This is a genomic window from Leclercia sp. J807 (genome assembly GCF_009734465.1).
Classification (GTDB): Bacteria; Pseudomonadota; Gammaproteobacteria; order Enterobacterales; family Enterobacteriaceae; genus Enterobacter.
This window is the reverse complement of record NZ_CP046446.1, coordinates 4,251,819-4,269,658: the sequence shown is the minus strand read 5'-3', so window position 1 is coordinate 4,269,658 and position 17,840 is coordinate 4,251,819. Positions and strand designations below refer to the sequence as shown.

Genomic DNA, 17,840 nt, shown 5'->3' with positions numbered 1-17,840 from the left:
TTTTCATAATCGATGATTATGTGTACAAATCAGGAGGCTAATTTTTAATTTCAGCTACTCCTGAATTTCAGCCCCCATCTTAGGGAGAATATGATGTCTACAGCACCGCTTTGGCTTATTCAGAACATTCGTTTACCGGGCCGTGACGGCTTTTGGCAGCTGGCTATTGAGAACGGTCGTTTTGGCGAAATCACCCCGACGGGCGAAAAGCAGGTTGAGAGCGATGAAGTGTTGAATGCCCGCGGAGGGTTAGCCATTCCGCCTTTTATCGAACCGCATATCCACCTGGATACCACCCAGACCGCAGGTGAGCCGAACTGGAACCAGTCCGGGACGCTGTTTGAGGGCATAGAGCGTTGGGCAGAGCGCAAAGCGCTGCTCAGCCATGAGGATGTTAAAGCCCGGGCCTGGAAAACCCTGAAGTGGCAGATCGCCAACGGCATCCAGTTTGTGCGCACCCATGTGGATGTCTCCGACCCGACGCTGACCGCCCTGAAAGCGATGCTGGAGGTGAAGCAGGAGGTCGCCCCGTGGGTGACGCTGCAGATTGTGGCCTTCCCGCAGGAAGGGATTCTCTCTTACCCGAATGGCGCGGCGCTGCTGGAAGAGGCCTTAAAGCTGGGGGCGGATGTGGTGGGCGCCATCCCGCACTTCGAATTCACCCGGGAGTATGGCGTGCAGTCCCTGCATATCGCCTTTGAACTGGCGAAGAAGTATGACCGGCCGCTGGATATTCACTGCGATGAAATCGACGACGAACAGTCTCGGTTTGTCGAAACGGTGGCGACGCTGGCGTATGAGGCCGGGATCGGCCCGCGCGTCACTGCCAGCCACACCACCGCCATGCACTCTTACAACGGGGCTTACACTTCGCGGCTGTTCCGCCTGCTAAAGCTCTCCGGGATTAACTTTGTGGCCAATCCGCTGGTGAATATCCATCTGCAGGGGCGCTTTGATGATTATCCGAAGCGGCGCGGCATTACCCGCGTGAAGGAGCTGCTTGAGGCGGGCATCAACGTCTGCTTCGGCCATGACGACGTGTTTGATCCGTGGTATCCGCTGGGCACCGGCAATATGTTGCAGGTGCTGCATATGGGGCTGCATGTCTGTCAGATGATGGGGTATCAGCAAATTGATAGCGGACTTAACCTGATCACCCATAACAGCGCCAGAACGTTTGGGCTGAGCGATTACGGTATTGCGACGGGGAATCCGGCGAATCTGGTGATTCTGCCCGCGGAAAGTGGCTTTGAGGCGGTGCGTTGTCAGGTGCCTGTGCGCTGGTCGATTCGTCAGGGCAGGGTCATTGCCGCCACGCAGTTAGCCCAGACTTGGGTTCAGATGGACAACGGCGGGGAAGAGGTATGCTTTACCAAAAACAGCCCCTTTACTGAGCGCAAAGGGGCATAAGGATTAGTGCGTCGCTGCCGCCGCGTTATGCTGGCGGTGGCGGGTGACGAAGCCCAGCACCAGACACATCACAAATACCACGGCATAAAGACCATTGGCGGTGTGTAATGCTGCCAGCGGGCCCTTGTGCGCCACAATCGGGCCGGTCACCACGAAGGTCAGCATGGTGCCGATGGTGCCGCAGGTCAGCACGAAGTTAACCAGCTTCGGCGAGGCCACTTTGGTCTGCAGGGAGCCCAGAGTGATGATCGAGGTGTAAATGGCGCTGGAGAAGAAGCCGAGCGTCAGGATAAACCACGGCATCTGCTCCGGGGAGCCGTTGATAAAGAGGTACATCAGCACGGTGGCGACGCCCGCCAGCACGGTGAGGATCCGCTGCAGATCGAAGAAGCGCAGGATAAAGCTGAACGCCCACATGCCGAACATGTACGACATCCAGAAGTCACTCACCAGCTTACCGGCATCGTTCAGGCTCATCCCCAGACCTTTGGCATACTCCGGTACCCAGGAGATAAAGCCCAACTGGCCCAGGATGTAGCAGAGGGCGGCGACAGAGAGGAACAGGACGCCAATCCCCCATTTTTCTTTCACCACCGGCTCGCTGGTGGTCTGCGCTTTTTTGCCCAGAACCGGGAAGTCACAGCCGAAGGTCAGAATAAAGATCGCCACGTAGACCAGACCAATGCAGGCGTAGACCCAGTACCACTCAATGCTGCGGGCCAGCAGCGCGGCGGCCACAATCGGGAAGATCATCCCTGCCATGCTGAAGAAGGAGTCGGTGAAGAGCAGTCGCGCGCCGCGCTGGCGGCCTTCATACATGTGGGTGATGAGGAATGTCCCGATGGACATGGTGATGCCGCTGACCAGACCCAGCACAAACATGGCGGCGGAGAACAAGGCAATGCTGTGGCTGAGCATCAGACCCGCCACGGCAAGGACCATCAATACAAAGCCAAAACGCAGCTGCGTTTTCAGCGGGACGATTTCCATCAGCCAGGCATTGAGAAAAATGGAGATCAGGATCCCGGCGTTAAGAAAGGTGAAGGTGTTACTCATGCTGGAAACGGGCAGGTTGAAATAGTCTGCGATATTTCCCATCACCATCCCGGTGACAATTACCAACGCACCGGTGAGGGCGTAGGAGAAGAAGCTGATCCATGTGAGCTTGATACGATTGCTGTTAGTCATGACTGGCCTGTGAATAGAAGTGTAAAGCGCATTGACGGCGCTGCGAGCGGCCAGATTTTAATCGTGAATGTGATCTAATTAAATCTTTTAGGACAAATTAATCATTCATTGCATAAAAAAGGGTGATATTAATCACGTTAAGGTCGCTGGCATGACTTTGCCGGGCGGTTACATCTGTTTCAAATAGGTAAAATTAGGTAAAGGGCTGGCCTACGTTCATACTGCTCTTTAGAATCAAGCCATTCGCTTTCTTTACTGCGCTTTGTTAAGGAATTCTCATGCTCAAATCAACCCTGGCGGCTGTCGCGGCTGTACTCGCTCTTTCAGCCCTCTCTCCTGCTGCGCTGGCAGCGAAAGGAGACCCGCACGTTCTGTTGACCACCTCTGCCGGCAACATTGAGCTGGAACTGAACAGCCAGAAAGCTCCCGTTTCTGTGAAAAACTTCCTCGATTATGTCAACAGCGGTTTTTATAACGGCACCACGTTCCACCGTGTGATCCCAGGCTTTATGGTGCAGGGCGGCGGCTTCAACGAGCAGATGCAGCAGAAGCAGCCAAACCCGCCAATCAAGAACGAAGCGGATAACGGCCTGCGTAACACCCGCGGCACTATCTCCATGGCCCGTACCGCCGATAAAGACAGCGCAACCAGTCAGTTCTTCCTCAACGTGGCGGATAACGCCTTCCTCGACCATGGCCAGCGTGATTTTGGCTATGCGGTGTTTGGTAAAGTTGTGAAAGGCATGGATGTGGCCGATAAAATTTCTCAGGTACAGACGCACGACGTCGGTCCTTACCAGAATGTGCCGTCAAAACCGATAGTTATCCTCTCTGCGAAAGTCCTGCCTTAATGCGTAATGGCGCGGGCAAGTTTTGCCCGCGTTACCTTTACCTCCCTGCGAAACCGCAGTTTGCTGCTTATACTTGTGGCAACACGGGCACAAGCAGGGAGGAAAAAGGTGAAAAAACTCACTGATAAGCAAAAATCCCGTCTTTGGGAACAACAGCGAAACGCGAATTTTCAGGCCAGTCGCCGTCTTGAAGGCGTCGATAGTCCATTAGTCACGCTCAATGCCGACGAGGCAGAACTGCGTCTTGAGGAGCTCAGGAGGCAGTATGAGCGATAAATACGGCAACGATCGCGATCCCTATCTCTATCCCGGCCTGAATGTCATGCGTAACCGGCTGGGCATCCGCCAGGCGGAGCGTCTGGCGCAGGCGGCGTATGAATTCACCGCGCTGCGAGCGGCAACCCTGGGGCTGGGGCCACTGCTGCGCGGCCTGCCGCATCTGTGCGCCATTCATCAGCACATCTATCAGGATATCTTCGACTGGGCGGGAGATATTCGCGAGGTGGATATTTATCAGGGCGATACCCGCTTCTGCCACTTCGCCTACATCGAAAAAGAGGGCAATGCCCTGATGCAGGATCTGGAGGAGGAGGGATATCTCGTCGGGCTGGAGAGAGAGGATTTCATTAACCGCCTCAGCCACTACTATTGCGAGATCAACGTCCTGCATCCGTTCCGCATCGGCAACGGTATTGTTCAGCGCATCTTCTTTGAGCAGCTGGCGATCCATGCGGGCTATCAGCTTGACTGGCGCGGTATCGACCCGGAAGAGTGGGCGCAGGCCAACCAGAGCGGTGCGATGGGGGATCTGAGCGCGTTGAACGCAATCTTCAGTAAAGTGGTAAGCGAAGCCGGGGAAACTGAGTAGAATAGGGCGGCCATTTTTTCAGGAGCCGCCATGATTCTGCTGATTGATAACTACGATTCCTTCACCTGGAACCTCTACCAGTATTTTTGCGAGCTGGGGGCGGAGGTGGTGGTCCGGCGCAACGACGCACTCTCTCTGGAGGATGTCGCCGCGCTCAATCCGCAAAAAATCGTTATCTCCCCCGGCCCCTGCACGCCGGATGAATCCGGCATTTCGCTGGCGGTGATCCAGCGCTATGCCGGTGAAGTGCCGATCCTCGGCGTCTGCCTCGGGCATCAGGCCATCGCCCAGGTCTTTGGCGCCACCATTGTGCGGGCCGCGAAAGTGATGCACGGCAAAACCTCCCCGGTGACGCACAACGGTGCCGGGGTGTTCTGCGGCCTGAATAACCCCCTTACCGTCACCCGCTATCACTCCCTCATCATCGATCCGCCCACCTTACCCAACTGCTTTGAGGTGACCGCCTGGAGCGAAACGCAGGAGATCATGGGTATCCGTCACCGTGAATGGGATCTGGAAGGGGTGCAGTTCCATCCCGAAAGCATTCTCAGCGAACAGGGCCACCAGCTGCTGGCTAATTTCCTCAAACGTTGATTTTTAGTTGCCATGAAGTGATTTTTTAAGCATATTTCGTGATTATATTTTCACTTCTGCTTTTTGCTTAAAAAAGGGTGGGGTTACATGGCAACTGAACAATCTGCAATTACGCGCGCAACATTCGATGAAGTGATACTGCCAATTTATGCACCGGCTGAGTTTATCCCGGTGAAGGGGAAAGGCAGTCGCGTCTGGGATCAACAGGGCAAAGAGTACATTGATTTTGCGGGCGGCATTGCGGTAACGGCGTTAGGTCACTGCCACCCGGCGCTGGTCGAGGCGCTCAAAACTCAGGGCGAAACCCTGTGGCACACCAGCAACGTTTTCACCAACGAACCAGCGCTGCGCCTGGGCCGCAAAATCATCGAGGCTACCTTTTCCGAGCGTGTGCTGTTTATGAACTCCGGCACCGAAGCCAACGAAACCGCTTTTAAGCTGGCCCGCTATTACGCCTCCACCCGCCACAGCCCGTTTAAAACCAAAATCATCGCCTTCCACAATGCGTTTCATGGCCGTTCGCTGTTTACCGTGACCGTGGGCGGTCAGCCAAAATATTCCGATGGTTTTGGCCCGAAACCGGCCGACATCATCCACGTGCCGTTTAACGATCTGCATGCGGTAAAAGCGGTGATGGACGATCACACCTGCGCGGTGGTGGTTGAGCCGATCCAGGGTGAAGGCGGCGTGATGGCGGCAACGCCAGAATTCCTGCAGGGGCTGCGCGATCTGTGCGATCAGCACCAGGCCCTGCTGGTCTTTGACGAAGTGCAGAGCGGCATGGGGCGCACCGGGGATCTGTTTGCTTATATGCACTACGGCGTGACGCCGGACATCCTGACCAGCGCCAAAGCGCTCGGGGGTGGCTTCCCGGTGAGCGCCGTGCTCACCACGCAGGATATCGCGTCAGCATTCCATGTGGGCTCTCACGGCTCGACCTACGGCGGCAACCCGCTGGCGTGCGCGGTTGCCGGGGCGGCGTTCGATATCATCAATACCCCGGAAGTGCTGAGCGGCGTCAATACAAAGCGCGAGCAGTTTGTGAAGCATCTTCAGCAGATCGATGCGCAGTACGATGTCTTCAGCGATATCCGTGGCATGGGGCTGTTGATTGGCGCCGAACTGAAGCCGCAATACAAAGGCCGGGCGCGCGATTTCCTCTACGCCGCCGCCAGTGAAGGGGCGATGGTGCTCAATGCCGGGCCGGACGTGATGCGCTTTGCGCCGTCGCTGCTGGTGGAAAGCCAGGATATCGAAGAGGGGATGACCCGCTTTGCGCAGGCGGTGAAGCGGGTGGTTCAGCAGTAGCTGTGTAGCCCGGCGGCGCTACGCTTGCACGGGCCTACAAGACCGTAGGCCGGGTAAGCGCAGCGCCACCCGCCATTTAATACGGTGTGCGTTTCAGCCGCCGTATCAACCAGATGCCATGATGCGGACGCTGGCGCCACGCCACCGACGAAATGGTGTGCATGGTATTCAGATGGCCCAGGGTGCGCTGCAGATGTTGTTCCAGCGTACTCATGGGGCCTTGCGTCAGGGTCTCTGGCGCTTCCAGAATATTGCTGTCCCCACTCTCACCCGGCTCGTCATACTCCAGACGCTGCTGACAGCGCTGAAGGGCGATTTCACACGACTGCAAATAACGCTGCGCCAGGTCTGGCGTTAGCATCGTATGCTCCCGCGCCAGGGTCGTCATTGCGTTGATATGCTCGACGATAAACTGGCTGTGCGTCACCCAGAGTTTCATATCCGCCAGATACGCCGAATTGAAGCCCGGCTCCTGCATCGCCTGATTGAGGGAGTTGAACAGCGCATTGTGCGCCTGATTGACCTTCATGCGCTGCCAGGCCAGCGGCGTGGGTTGCGGATCGTCGCTGAGGATCAGGCGGATGGCTTCCTGATCGGCCTCCAGCGCGTCGTGAGCGTTCTGCCGCAGCAATCCGCTCTGCCACTGCGGCCACAGCCAGACCATGCCGCCAAAGGCAATCAGGCAGCCAATCAGCGTATCCGCCAGCCGGGCGATAATAAACTGCTCACCATTGAGCGTAATCAGTTGCAGGCTGTATACCGCGGTCAGCGTAAAGCCCACCGTTGCCCAGCCGTAGCTCTTGCGAATAATCAGGTAGCTTACCAGCGTCACCAACAGCATCCCGGCCAGGGTATAGCCTTCCGGGACGTGTAAGTGCAGGGTGATCCCCGCAATAATCAGCCCCGCCATTGTGCCGCCCGCCCGGTGGAGGATGCGCACCCGCGTGGCGCTGTAGCCGTTTTGCGTCACCAGCAGCACAGTCATTAAGATCCAGTAAGGCTTAGGCAGATGCAGCGCCATCCCCATTAGGCTGGCGATACTCAGCATCACGCTGATGCGGGCAGCATTGCGCAGGGCGGCAGACTTCAGCGACAGATAGCTTCTCAGGGCGGGGATCAGCGGCAGGCGTTTCTGCTTGTCTGCCATCAGGTCGCGGGGGTAGAGCGGGCGCTGGGTGCGTAGCACCCGGGCAATACGGCTGAAGTGCCAGGCGCAGAACTGGCCCACCGGGTTATCCGGATGCTGACGGGCGATCTTCTCCAGCGCGCCGAGCTGCTTGTCCATGGTGAAACGGGTGGGGTAGCGATGATAGAGAATGTCGTCAGCCAGCACCCGCAGTCGGGCGGCGACGGTCTGTGCGTTCCAGCGGATCACCGCTTCGGCGTGGCTGCGCTCCACCAGCTTTTGCACCTCCTGCGGATGATGCAGGCTGACGGAAATATGCTCCTGCAGATCCAGCCCCACCTGGAAGGTACGCAGCAGGCGTTTGTATTCATGATTCCTGTTCGCCGCCAGCATATGCAACTGCTGGTAGCACTGACTAATCAGGTCCACCACCTTCTGCTGGCGTGCCAGCAGCGGCGGCAGCGATTTTTCCGGGTCGGTATGCTGGGTCAGCAGGGTGTATTTCGCTTCGCAGTAATCGGCCAGCTGGCGGTAGAGCACGCTCAGGGATTCACGCAGCGGCTGCTCCCGCCACAGCCAGAACCAGAACCAGTTAAACAGCCCGTACCAGAGTGTCCCCAGAGCGTAGATCAGCAGCGGCGCCCAGATCGGCATATTCCCCGCCAGGCTGAGGGTAAAGATGGCCGCAATCAGCGAGGCGGGCAGCAGGCGGGCGTGCAGGGCGCTGATCTCCGCCGTGACCCCCAGCGTCATCGCCAGGGCGGTCAGAATGAGGGGCAGCGGAATATCGCGCGCCAGCAGCAGCTGCACGGCAAGGCTACAGCCGGCAAACAGGCAGCCGCCAATCATCAGGCGTTTAAAAAAACGTTTATGGGGCGTGTCGAGACCCGCAATGTTGCAGCAGGCGGGAACGAGAGAAAACAGAAGGCCGTATTGCAGATAACCGAGAACTAAACCCACAGCCACAGGGAGACACAGCACCAGGGTTTGCCGCAGTGCGTAGTTAACTTCCGGGTGGTAAATAAGCCTGCGCCACATGGGTGAGAGAGACAAAAACGGCGTGTCATCGTGCGATGCCACGCCGTTTGAGCGGAATTAACGTGTTCCGTAAACCACGATGGTTTTACCGTGGGCGGAAATCAGGTTCTGATCTTCCAGCATTTTCAAAATACGGCCCACTGTCTCACGGGAACAACCGACGATCTGACCGATTTCCTGACGGGTAATTTTAATTTGCATACCGTCCGGATGGGTCATGGCGTCTGGCTGTTTCGCCAGGTTCAGCAGCGTCTGAGCGATACGGCCCGTTACGTCCAGGAAGGCGAGGTTGCCCACTTTCTCGGAAGTAACCTGCAGACGGCGAGCCATCTGCGAAGAGAGGCGCATCAGGATATCCGGGTTAACCTGGATCAGCTGGCGAAACTTTTTATAAGAGATCTCAGCCACTTCACACGCGGTTTTCGCACGGACCCAGGCGCTACGCTCCTGACCTTCTTCAAACAGGCCCAGTTCACCGATAAAGTCTCCCTGATTCAGGTAAGAGAGGATCATCTCTTTGCCTTCTTCATCTTTGATCAGCACTGCCACTGAGCCTTTGACGATGTAATACAACGTTTCCGCTTTTTCACCCTGGTGAATCAGCGTGCTCTTCGATGGGTACTTATGAATGTGGCAATGAGACAAGAACCATTCGAGAGTCGGGTCTGTTTGCGGTTTGCCAAGCACCATGCGCTGTTATCCTCTGTTATAAGCTGGCTCCAGAGTCTGGCTCTGTACCTGTACTCTGGGGTTGCAATCGTATTCTTTCCCCTGCCTGGGGTCTGGCTGTCACAATGATTAGCAGCCTGTAATGTGTGATGTCCTCTGCATACATGTGCAACGTCAATGTATTACTGTAGCATCTCGACTGTTTTAGCATAGCTTTTGCCGCGTGTCTCCTGGTGTCTCGCTTCAGCTTGATGCAGGTCGACTTCCGTTGCCAGAATTGTTACTGGCGCGTAATCTGACAAGAAAAATGCAATCCTGGAGTGAGTTAAAATGCAAGCACGTGTGAAATGGGTTGAAGGTTTAACGTTTCTCGGTGAGTCCGCGTCGGGGCATCAGATTCTGATGGATGGCAACTCCGGTGATAAAGCACCCAGCCCGATGGAAGTGGTTCTGATGGCGGCGGGCGGATGCAGCGCTATCGACGTGGTGTCGATTCTGCAAAAAGGGCGTCACGATGTGACCGACTGCGAAGTGAAACTGACCTCAGAACGTCGGGATGAAGCACCGCGTCTCTTCACCCATATCAACCTGCATTTCGTGGTGACCGGCAAAGCGCTGAAAGACGCTGCGGTCTCCCGCGCGGTGGATCTCTCTGCGGAGAAGTACTGCTCCGTGGCGCTGATGCTGGAGAAAGCGGTCAATATTACCCATTCGTATGAAGTGATCGAGGCGTAAGGCCTGGATCAAACGCCGGGCGGCACTTCGTTTGCCCGGCCTACAGAACCTTGTAGGCCCGGTAAGCGTAGCGCCACCGGGCAACAAGCCTCAATCGATCTTCTTCCCTTCCATTAACCGCTGCACCAGCGGCGTCATGATTAACTCCATCGCCAGCCCCATCTTCCCGCCCGGCACCACCAGCGTATTGATGTGCGAAATAAACGAACCCTGCAGCATCGCCAGCAGCCAGGGGTAATCGATATTGTCCAGATTACGGAAATGGATCACCACAAAGCTCTCATCCAGCGACGGGATGCCTTTAGCGGCAAAGGGGTTAGAGGTGTCCACGGTCGGGACGCGCTGGAAGTTAATATGGGTGCGGGAAAACTGCGGCGTCAGGAAGTTGATGTAATCCTCCATGGAGCGAACCACCGAATCCATCACTGCCTCGCGGGAATGGCCGCGCTCGCTGGTATCCCGCGTCAGCTTCTGGATCCACTCCAGGTTTACAATGGGTACGACGCCCACCAGCAGATCGACATGGCGCGCCACGTCATGGTGCGGCGTAACGACCCCGCCGTGCAGACCTTCATAAAACAGCACATCCGTGGGTTCTGGCAGCGGCTGCCAGGGAGTGAAAGTGCCCGGAACCTGGTTCCAGGGTACCGCTTCATCATAGGTATGCAGGTATTTGCGCGACTGGCCGGTGCCGCTTCGACCGTACTCTGCGAAGGTCTGCTCCAGCAGGCCAAAGTCGTTAGCGTCGGGGCCAAAGTAGCTGATATGTTTGCCTAAATCACGGGCCTTGCGGATGGCCATATCCATCTCAGGGCGGGTGTAGCGGTGAAAGCTGTCGCCTTCCACTTCCGCGGCACGCAGATGCAGTTGCGAGAAGATCTTACGAAAGGCGAGGCTGGTGGTGGTGGTACCCGCACCACTCGATCCTGTGACGGCGATAACCGGATGTCTGGCGGACATAGCAACTCCCTGAGTGGAAAGATGTCGCGGTTAACCGCGAAATTGATTGCGAGGCATGATGTTGACGGTTTCGTGCAACTCGGACCATACGACCAGCACCTCACCGCTTTGCAGCTGCCGCCTGACGTCAGCGACCTTCTGCTCAAGCGAACGTTCCTCTTCACCATAATCGGTGCCTTCGCGTAACACAAAGCTTTCAATCAGATTATCCAGCGTTTCGGGAGCCAGATCTTGCCAGGGAATAATCATGTTTATTTTTCCAGATAGGGGGTCAGCCAGTCCGGGATACGTGTCTCCAGCCACATCTGCGGTCGGCGCAGCGTTCCGCTGATAAAGCCCACGTGTCCGCCATGTTCAGTCAGCTGATACTGTACGTTTGCCGGTAAATGTTCCGGCGCCGGAATCGAATGATGATCCATAAACGGATCGTCTTTCGCATGAATGATCAGCGTAGGCCGGGTGATTTGATTCAGCAATGGCATGGCGCTGCACTGACGATAGTAGTCAATCGCATCGGCAAAACCGTGAATTTTCGCGGTGATCAGATCGTCAAATTCACGAATGCGCCGCATGCGCTTGAGCTGCTCAAGGTTTATCGGCAGCGAGCCCGGATAGGCCTTTAGTTTGCGTGAGGCGTTGCCTTTCAGCAGGTTAAGCAGGTAGCGCTGATACACGCGCGAAAAGCCCTTATCCATATGATAGCTGCACTGTTCCAGCATAAACGGGGCAGAGACGATGACGGCGGCATCCAGCGGGATCGTGTCCCCCTCTTTCGCCAGCAGGCAGGCGAGCATGTTTCCCCCCAGCGAATAGCCCACCGCAGCGGTGGGGGCCGGGCCGTGGGTCTCCGCCAGCCAGCGCAGGAACCATGTGCCATCCTCTGTTTCGCCGGAGTGATAGATGCGTTTCTGGCGATTGGGTTCGCCGCTACAGCCTCTGAAATGCATCACCACGCCCAGCCAGCCGCGCGCTTTTGCCGCCTGAATCAGGCCGTGAGCATAGGGGCTGTGCAGGCTGCCCTCCAGACCATGAAAGACCACCAGCCGGGGTTTGTGCTGTGCCTTAGAGGGATCTTCACTCCATGCCAGATCCACAAAGTCATCATCCGGCAGGTCGAGTCGCTGCCAGACGGGGGTAAAAAGCACTTTACGGCGGATGAGACGCGGCAGCATGGTTTGCAGATGGCGGTTCGACAGGCCCCGCATGGGGACAAAGGTCGCGCTCTCGTCGGGCGTAAAGTTAAATTCAGATGGGATTGTCTGCGTCATAACGGTGTGATGTTAATTCTTCTCAATCGTTCACTATACCTTCCGAATCGGCTCCTGTTTATAAAAAGCCACGCGATTGCGCGATCGCCTCTCCTCACAGCGCCCTTATTTAGCCCGTAGCCTGTTGTTTAACAACGTCAAATGATCCCGATCACAATTCGGTGCCTTCTTTATTACTCTCAGGCTAACGATTCTGTTCCAGGCTTAATTGATGACTTTATCACCAGAGCGCACACTTAACTCAACGTTAAGCAAATCTAAAGATGTGCTGAATCAGGAGGTTAACAATGTTATCAGGGCAAACGCCAGCCCGGAACTGGAACACGCGTCGCACTGAAAAAGCGCGCCGCCTGGCTTCCGTCCCGGTGCAGGGCAAGGTACTGCCAACAGGCGACCTCGTCGCTATGCTGGAAAAACTGATCGCCCCAGGCGACAAAGTCGTACTGGAAGGGAACAACCAGAAGCAGGCGGATTTCCTTTCCCGCTCGCTGGCCGAGGTGAACCCTCAGGTCGTTCACGATCTGCATATGATTATGCCGAGCGTGGGCCGCAGTGAACACCTGGATATCTTTGAAAAAGGCATCGCCCGCAAGCTCGACTTCTCCTTCTCCGGTACCCAGAGCCTGCGTATTTCGCAGCTGCTGGAGGATGGACAGCTGGAGATCGGTGCGATCCATACCTACATCGAACTCTACTCCCGCCTCTATGTCGACCTGTCGCCGAACGTGGCGCTGATTGCCGGGTTTAAAGCGGACCGTAAAGGTAATCTCTACACCGGTGCCAGCACCGAGGATACCCCGGCGCTGGTAGAAGCCGCTGCCTTCCACGACGGCATTGTCATCGCCCAGGTGAACGAACTGGTGGACGACGAGTGTGACCTGCCGCGCGTGGATATCCCCGGCTCCTGGATTGATTTCGTGGTCGTCGCCGACAAGCCGTTCTTCATTGAACCGCTCTTCACCCGCGACCCGCGCCTGATCAAACAGGAACATATCCTGATGGCGATGATGGCCATCAAGGGTATTTATGCGGAACACCAGGTGCAGTCCCTGAACCACGGGATTGGCTTCAACACCGCGGCGATTGAGCTGCTGCTGCCTACTTACGGCGAACAGCTCGGACTCAAAGGCAAAATCTGTAAACACTGGACCCTGAACCCGCATCCGACGCTGATCCCGGCGATTGAGAGCGGCTGGGTGGAGAGCGTGCACTGCTTCGGCGGTGAGCTGGGGATGGAAGAGTACATTCGTGCCCGTCCGGATATCTTCTTTACCGGTGCCGATGGCTCCATGCGCTCTAACCGCGCCTTCTGTCAGCTGGCAGGCCAGTACGCGGTCGATATGTTTATCGGCTCAACCCTGCAGGTGGATGGTTACGCCAACTCCTCTACCGTGACCCGCGGCCGTCTTTCCGGCTTCGGCGGCGCGCCTAACATGGGCCATGACCCGCACGGTCGTCGTCATGCCACCCCGGCCTGGCTGAACATGATCACCGAGCCCGACCCGATGCAGCGCGGTAAGAAACTGGTCGTGCAGATGGTCGAAACCTTCCAGGCGGGCGTGAAGCCGACCTTCGTCGAAAAACTCGATGCGGTTGATGTGGCGAAAGCCTCCGGTATGCCGCTGGCACCGGTCATGATCTACGGCGATGACGTCACCCACGTGCTGACGGAAGAGGGGATTGCTTACCTCTACCGGGCGAAAGATCTGGAAGAGCGTCGCGCCATGGTCGCTGCGGTCGCAGGTATCACCGATATCGGCCTGGGTGTGGACGCTAAACGCGTCGCCGAGCTGCGCCAGAGCGGCAAAGTGCTCTACCCGGAAGATATGGGCATTCGCCGCACCGACGCCACCCGCTCGCTGCTGGCGGCGGGCAGCGTCTCTGACCTGGTTGAATGGTCCGGCGGTCTCTACAACCCACCTGCGAAATTCCGGAGCTGGTAATGAAACTTCTGCCCCGGATCCAGGTTGAAGGCGGTGCCGAATGGCTGGCGCGAACCGCCACGCAGTGTCTCATTGACGAAGCGCGACTTAGCCCGAAACCCGGTCTGGTGGACAGTCGGGGGAACGGCGCGCACCACGATCTTTCGCTCGCGCTGATGGAGCGTTCGGCGCACAGCCTGACCCCTACGTTTCAGGCGCTGGCGCTGCAAAGCTGGCAGCGTCCGGCCGATATCGCGCTACGGCAGACCGTGGGTCGGCTGGGGCGCGAAGGCGAGCAGCAGATGATGGCTGCCACCGGCGGGGTGAATACCCACCGTGGCGCTATCTGGGCGCTGGGATTGTTAGTCAGCGCCGTGGCGATGCATGGCGGCAGCGCAACAGCGCAGTCGGTCGCCGACACCGCCGCGCAGCTGGCGAAACTGCCGGATGACGCCGCGCCGAAAGTGTTCAGCAAAGGGCTGCGCGCCACCCACCGTTATCGGGTGCCGGGCGCGCGCGAAGAGGCGCAGCAGGCGTTTCCGCACATTATGCAGCGGGCGTTGCCGCAGCTTCGCCTGAGCCGTCTTAACGGCAGTAGCGAAGCCCATGCCCGGCTCGATGCGCTGATGGCGATCATGACCTCATTAACCGATACCTGCGTGCTTTCCCGCGCCGGAATGGAGGGGTTAGACGCCATGCAGCACGGGGCCCGGGCGGTATTATCCGCCGGCGGCACCGCACAGCCTGAGGGGCAACGTGCGCTCGCAGTATTAGACAAACAGATGCTCTTGCTCAATGCCTCACCGGGCGGCGCGGCCGACCTGCTGGCCGCCACGCTGTTCCTTGACCGCATAGAGACGCCTTATTTAGCGAATTAAGAGGATGTTATGGAAAAAATCACATTAACACTGCCCGCCAGCCGTGCCCTGAACGGCAAAGCGCTGGCAGGCGTTGTGGGCTCCGGGGATATGGAGGTGTTATTTACCGCCGACCAGGGCCAGACATTAACAGTCGAGATCACTACCTCCGTCGATAACAGCCGTGGCCGCTGGGACGCGCTGTTTAACAGACTGCAAACCGTCAGCAGCCTGCCGGCTGGCAAGCTAACCATTCACGACTTTGGCGCAACGCCGGGCGTGGCGCGCATTCGTATCGAACAGGTCTTTGAGGGGGTGAGCCATGCGTGATGACAGCAGCTTTATTGAATTGAAAGCGCGCCAGCGTGCGCAGGCGCTGCTCGACGAGGGCAGCTATCGCGAACTGCTGGATCCGTTTGAAGGGATTATCTCTCCGTGGCTGGGGCCGCAGGGCATTGTGCCGCAGGCCGATGACGGCATGGTGGTGGCAAAAGGCACCATCAACGGTAAACCTGCCGTGGTCGTGGCGATCGAAGGCGCGTTCCAGGGCGGCAGTATGGGCGAAGTCTCCGGCGCCAAAATGGCGGCCGCGCTGGAGCTGGCGGCGGAAGATAACCGTAACGGCATTCCAACCCAGGCGGTACTGAGCCTCGAAACCGGCGGCGTACGTCTGCAGGAGGCTAACCTTGGCCTGGCGGCGATTGCCGATATCCACGCGGCCATCGTCGATCTGCGTCGCTATACCCCGGTCATCGGCATTGTCGCCGGTACCGTTGGTTGCTTCGGCGGGATGTCCATTGCCGCAGCGCTGTGCAGCTATCTGATTGTGACCCGCGAAGCGCGTCTCGGCCTGAACGGCCCGCAGGTTATCGAGCAGGAGGCGGGCATTGAAGAGTATGACTCCCGCGACCGTCCGTTTATCTGGAGCATGACCGGGGGCGAAATTCGCTATCAAAGCGGGCTGGTGGATGCCCTGGTGGGCGACGGCGTGAACGCGGTGAAAGCGGCGATGAACGACGCGATTGCGAAAGGCGTGCCGGCAAAACACCGCACCGACAACTATGACTGGTATCTTGAACGTCTGAGTCACTTCGACACCCGCAAACAGGCGGATACCGAACAGATTCACGCGCTCTTTGCCCGGGAGGTGAAATGATGAGTACTTCAATTAGCCGTGGTGAACTCTGGCTGGAAACCCTTGCGCCGAATGCCCGTCGTCTGGAAGGGCTCTGCCCGTCGGTTCAGGCGGCGGACGGCGAGCTGAATGGCGAAGCGGTACGCTTTGTGGCGGTGGTGCCGGATGCAAACAACCACTACCCGCGTGCGGCGAAAGGCGAAGTGGGTCTGCTGGAAGGCTGGACCCTGGCCAAAGTGGTGAGTGAAACCGTCACGGCCGATGCTGACAAAGCGGTTAAGCGCCCGATTGTGGCGGTAATTGATGTGCCGAGCCAGGCCTATGGTCGCCGTGAAGAGGGCTTTGGTATTCATCAGGCGCTGGCCGGTGCTGCTGCGGCCTATGCTAACGCCCGTCTGGCGGGCCATCCGGTGATTGGTCTGATCGTCGGAAAAGCGATGTCCGGGGCGTTTCTGGCCCACGGCTATCAGGCCAACCGACTGATCGCCTTCAACGACAAGGGCGTGCTGATCCACGCGATGGGCAAAGAGTCTGCTGCCCGTATCACGCTGCGTACCGTTGAGGCGCTGGAAAAACTGGCGGCAACCATACCGCCGATGGCGTATGACATCAGTAACTACGCTACCCTGGGGCTGCTGGAGAACCTGCTGGATATCAGCAATCCGGACGCACCTTCATCCATCGATCTGGCGCTGGTGAAAACCACATTGCAACAGGCCATTGATGACGCTCGCCGGGATCCGACGCTGAAAAGCCGTCTGGGTGCCGACAATCGTCATAGCTCCGCTCTTGTACGCGAACGTATGCGAGCTTGCTGGTAATACCAAAAAATAAAAGACCTGCCAGATGCACGCCCCGTGGGCGCACCCGTTGCGCCCGCGTGGGAACCTGCATCCTGAAAATAATAACCATCGCGTCAGTGCTTAAACTTCTTTTTTACAGGTGATTTATGACTTATGTGATTGTTCATGCCCTTGCCCCCATTTTTGTCATCATGCTGCTCGGCTTCTGGGCCGGTAAAGCCAAAATGGTGGACAACAAAAATGTCTCTCTGCTTAATATCTTCGTGATGGATTTTGCGCTGCCCGCCGCGCTGTTCAGCGCCACGGTGCAAACCTCCTGGACAGGCATCATTGCCCAGTCGCCGCTGATCCTGGTTCTGACTCTGGCGATGTGGATCACCTATGCGGCCATCTACTTCCTCGCCACGAAAGTCTTTAAAAAGTCCCCGCAGGATGCCGCCGTGCTGACGCTGACCGTGGCGCTGCCGAACTATGCGGCACTGGGCCTGCCGATTCTGGGCAGCGTGTTGGGTGAAAGCCCGGCGACCTCACTCTCGGTAGCGGTCTCCATTGCCTGCGGCTCCGTACTGATGACGCCGTTCTGTCTGCTGATCCTTGAACGTGAGAAAGCGCGCGCCGAGGGCAATAACTCCGGTTCAACGCTCTCTATGCTGCCGGTGCTGATGTGGCGCTCCATTAAGAAACCGATTGTGATGGGCCCGCTGCTGGGTGTCATTCTCTCTGCCATCGGTATCAAAATGCCGGAACTGGTTCTGGCGGCGATTAAACCGCTGGGGCTCTCCGCCACCGCTGCGGCGCTGTTCCTGACCGGGGTGATCCTGTCGGCCCGTAAGCTGCAGATCAACACGATGGTCATTAGCGCGACGATCGCCAAGCTGCTGATTCAACCAGCCATTGCGTGGGGTATCGTTTTACTCTTCGGTCTGCACGGTTCTGTGGCTATCACCGCTATCCTGATGATCGCCCTGTCCGCCGGTTTCTTCGGCGTGGTGTTTGGTAACCGCTTTGGCGTGCAGTCGCCGGATGCAGAAGCGGTGCTGCTGTTAAGCTCCGTCCTGTGTATCCTGTCGCTGCCGCTGTTTATCTCGCTGACTTCAGGAATGTAATC

The 17,840-nt window shown here is 57.6% G+C and carries 19 protein-coding genes; 13 read left to right on the top strand and 6 right to left on the bottom strand.

What is annotated here, in order from left to right:
* The first annotated feature begins 93 nt into the window (after positions 1–93).
* Complete coding sequence (locus GNG26_RS20330; RefSeq protein ID WP_156240216.1) at positions 94–1,410, top strand: cytosine deaminase; 1,317 nt, start codon at positions 94–96, stop codon at positions 1,408–1,410.
* A gap of 3 nt (positions 1,411–1,413) precedes the next feature.
* Here GNG26_RS20330 and tsgA read toward each other — a convergent pair whose 3' ends face one another.
* Positions 1,414–2,598: an MFS transporter TsgA gene (gene tsgA, locus GNG26_RS20325; RefSeq protein ID WP_114316533.1), complete on the bottom strand. Its 1,185-nt coding sequence runs from the start codon at positions 2,596–2,598 to the stop codon at positions 1,414–1,416.
* 278 nt (positions 2,599–2,876) lie between these two features.
* Here tsgA and ppiA point away from each other — a divergent pair, with 278 nt between their 5' ends.
* The 5 genes from ppiA to GNG26_RS20300 all read left to right on the top strand — a co-directional run bounded on the left by ppiA (position 2,877) and on the right by GNG26_RS20300 (position 6,219).
* The gene (gene ppiA / locus GNG26_RS20320; RefSeq protein WP_103824826.1) at positions 2,877–3,449 is read left to right on the top strand and encodes a peptidylprolyl isomerase A; all 573 of its coding nucleotides are present in this window, start codon (positions 2,877–2,879) and stop codon (positions 3,447–3,449) included.
* 108 nt (positions 3,450–3,557) lie between these two features.
* Positions 3,558–3,725, top strand: a complete 168-nt coding sequence (locus tag GNG26_RS20315) for a YhfG family protein (protein ID WP_103177289.1) — start codon at positions 3,558–3,560, stop codon at positions 3,723–3,725.
* Entirely contained in the window at positions 3,715–4,317 is a 603-nt protein-coding gene (locus GNG26_RS20310) for a putative adenosine monophosphate-protein transferase Fic (protein ID WP_156239861.1), read from the top strand. The genes GNG26_RS20315 and GNG26_RS20310 overlap by 11 nt, the downstream gene beginning before the upstream one ends.
* Before the next feature lie 30 nt (positions 4,318–4,347).
* Positions 4,348–4,911, top strand: coding sequence for an aminodeoxychorismate synthase component 2 (gene pabA, locus GNG26_RS20305; protein ID WP_156239860.1), 564 nt, complete (start codon positions 4,348–4,350; stop codon positions 4,909–4,911).
* Positions 4,912–4,998: 87 nt separating this feature from the next.
* Positions 4,999–6,219, top strand: a complete 1,221-nt coding sequence (locus tag GNG26_RS20300; protein WP_156239858.1) for an aspartate aminotransferase family protein — start codon at positions 4,999–5,001, stop codon at positions 6,217–6,219.
* Positions 6,220–6,295: 76 nt separating this feature from the next.
* On the opposite strand, the gene GNG26_RS20295 is transcribed toward GNG26_RS20300, so the two are convergent.
* Both GNG26_RS20295 and crp read right to left on the bottom strand, forming a co-directional pair.
* Positions 6,296–8,383 carry a YccS/YhfK family putative transporter gene (locus tag GNG26_RS20295; protein WP_103824830.1) on the bottom strand — a complete coding sequence of 696 codons (2,088 nt, stop codon included), beginning with the start codon at positions 8,381–8,383 and terminating at the stop codon, positions 6,296–6,298.
* A 57-nt stretch (positions 8,384–8,440) separates the two neighbouring features.
* Complete coding sequence (crp, locus tag GNG26_RS20290; RefSeq protein ID WP_000242758.1) at positions 8,441–9,073, bottom strand: cAMP-activated global transcriptional regulator CRP; 633 nt, start codon at positions 9,071–9,073, stop codon at positions 8,441–8,443.
* A gap of 309 nt (positions 9,074–9,382) precedes the next feature.
* On the opposite strand from crp, the gene GNG26_RS20285 reads away from it, so the two are divergent.
* Entirely contained in the window at positions 9,383–9,787 is a 405-nt protein-coding gene (locus GNG26_RS20285; protein WP_103824831.1) for an OsmC family protein, read from the top strand.
* Between the two features lie 90 nt (positions 9,788–9,877).
* Here GNG26_RS20285 and GNG26_RS20280 read toward each other — a convergent pair whose 3' ends face one another.
* Genes GNG26_RS20280 through GNG26_RS20270 form a run of 3 tightly spaced genes read right to left on the bottom strand, consistent with a single transcriptional unit; the run spans position 9,878 to position 12,015 of the window.
* Positions 9,878–10,747 carry a phosphoribulokinase gene (locus tag GNG26_RS20280; RefSeq protein ID WP_103824832.1) on the bottom strand — a complete coding sequence of 290 codons (870 nt, stop codon included), beginning with the start codon at positions 10,745–10,747 and terminating at the stop codon, positions 9,878–9,880.
* 30 nt (positions 10,748–10,777) lie between these two features.
* Complete coding sequence (locus tag GNG26_RS20275; RefSeq protein WP_103824833.1) at positions 10,778–10,996, bottom strand: YheU family protein; 219 nt, start codon at positions 10,994–10,996, stop codon at positions 10,778–10,780.
* Between the two features lie 2 nt (positions 10,997–10,998).
* On the bottom strand, positions 10,999–12,015 hold the full coding sequence (locus GNG26_RS20270; protein ID WP_103824834.1) for a hydrolase: 1,017 nt from the start codon (positions 12,013–12,015) through the stop codon (positions 10,999–11,001).
* Between the two features lie 287 nt (positions 12,016–12,302).
* On the opposite strand from GNG26_RS20270, the gene mdcA reads away from it, so the two are divergent.
* The 6 genes from mdcA to GNG26_RS20240 all read left to right on the top strand — a co-directional run bounded on the left by mdcA (position 12,303) and on the right by GNG26_RS20240 (position 17,838).
* The gene (mdcA, locus tag GNG26_RS20265; protein WP_114316538.1) at positions 12,303–13,958 is read left to right on the top strand and encodes a malonate decarboxylase subunit alpha; all 1,656 of its coding nucleotides are present in this window, start codon (positions 12,303–12,305) and stop codon (positions 13,956–13,958) included.
* Entirely contained in the window at positions 13,958–14,815 is an 858-nt protein-coding gene (locus GNG26_RS20260) for a triphosphoribosyl-dephospho-CoA synthase (protein WP_156239856.1), read from the top strand. Before mdcA ends, GNG26_RS20260 begins: the two co-directional genes overlap by 1 nt.
* 9 nt (positions 14,816–14,824) lie before the next feature.
* Positions 14,825–15,124, top strand: coding sequence for a malonate decarboxylase acyl carrier protein (gene mdcC / locus GNG26_RS20255; RefSeq protein ID WP_103824837.1), 300 nt, complete (start codon positions 14,825–14,827; stop codon positions 15,122–15,124).
* Positions 15,117–15,950, top strand: coding sequence for a biotin-independent malonate decarboxylase subunit beta (locus GNG26_RS20250; RefSeq protein WP_103824838.1), 834 nt, complete (start codon positions 15,117–15,119; stop codon positions 15,948–15,950). Before mdcC ends, GNG26_RS20250 begins: the two co-directional genes overlap by 8 nt.
* A complete protein-coding gene (mdcE, locus tag GNG26_RS20245; protein ID WP_156240215.1) occupies positions 15,950–16,750 on the top strand; it encodes a biotin-independent malonate decarboxylase subunit gamma in 801 nt (266 codons plus the stop codon). The genes GNG26_RS20250 and mdcE overlap by 1 nt, the downstream gene beginning before the upstream one ends.
* Before the next feature lie 128 nt (positions 16,751–16,878).
* Positions 16,879–17,838, top strand: a complete 960-nt coding sequence (locus GNG26_RS20240) for an AEC family transporter (protein WP_103824839.1) — start codon at positions 16,879–16,881, stop codon at positions 17,836–17,838.
* Positions 17,839–17,840: the final 2 nt, after the last annotated feature.

Bases quoted from the DNA above. Each gene is read 5' to 3' on its own strand.
- mdcA (WP_114316538.1), top strand. From the start codon at position 12,303: ATGTTATCAGGGCAAACGCCAGCCCGGAACTGGAACACGCGTCGCACT.
- GNG26_RS20275 (WP_103824833.1), bottom strand. From the start codon at position 10,996: ATGATTATTCCCTGGCAAGATCTGGCTCCCGAAACGCTGGATAATCTG.
- crp (WP_000242758.1), bottom strand. From the start codon at position 9,073: ATGGTGCTTGGCAAACCGCAAACAGACCCGACTCTCGAATGGTTCTTG.
- GNG26_RS20280 (WP_103824832.1), bottom strand. From the start codon at position 10,747: ATGTCCGCCAGACATCCGGTTATCGCCGTCACAGGATCGAGTGGTGCG.
- GNG26_RS20270 (WP_103824834.1), bottom strand. From the start codon at position 12,015: ATGACGCAGACAATCCCATCTGAATTTAACTTTACGCCCGACGAGAGC.
- GNG26_RS20330 (WP_156240216.1), top strand. From the start codon at position 94: ATGTCTACAGCACCGCTTTGGCTTATTCAGAACATTCGTTTACCGGGC.
- GNG26_RS20310 (WP_156239861.1), top strand. From the start codon at position 3,715: ATGAGCGATAAATACGGCAACGATCGCGATCCCTATCTCTATCCCGGC.
- mdcE (WP_156240215.1), top strand. From the start codon at position 15,950: ATGAGTACTTCAATTAGCCGTGGTGAACTCTGGCTGGAAACCCTTGCG.
- pabA (WP_156239860.1), top strand. From the start codon at position 4,348: ATGATTCTGCTGATTGATAACTACGATTCCTTCACCTGGAACCTCTAC.
- GNG26_RS20240 (WP_103824839.1), top strand. From the start codon at position 16,879: ATGACTTATGTGATTGTTCATGCCCTTGCCCCCATTTTTGTCATCATG.
- GNG26_RS20260 (WP_156239856.1), top strand. From the start codon at position 13,958: ATGAAACTTCTGCCCCGGATCCAGGTTGAAGGCGGTGCCGAATGGCTG.
- tsgA (WP_114316533.1), bottom strand. From the start codon at position 2,598: ATGACTAACAGCAATCGTATCAAGCTCACATGGATCAGCTTCTTCTCC.
- GNG26_RS20285 (WP_103824831.1), top strand. From the start codon at position 9,383: ATGCAAGCACGTGTGAAATGGGTTGAAGGTTTAACGTTTCTCGGTGAG.
- GNG26_RS20295 (WP_103824830.1), bottom strand. From the start codon at position 8,383: ATGTGGCGCAGGCTTATTTACCACCCGGAAGTTAACTACGCACTGCGG.
- GNG26_RS20300 (WP_156239858.1), top strand. From the start codon at position 4,999: ATGGCAACTGAACAATCTGCAATTACGCGCGCAACATTCGATGAAGTG.
- ppiA (WP_103824826.1), top strand. From the start codon at position 2,877: ATGCTCAAATCAACCCTGGCGGCTGTCGCGGCTGTACTCGCTCTTTCA.
- mdcC (WP_103824837.1), top strand. From the start codon at position 14,825: ATGGAAAAAATCACATTAACACTGCCCGCCAGCCGTGCCCTGAACGGC.
- GNG26_RS20250 (WP_103824838.1), top strand. From the start codon at position 15,117: ATGCGTGATGACAGCAGCTTTATTGAATTGAAAGCGCGCCAGCGTGCG.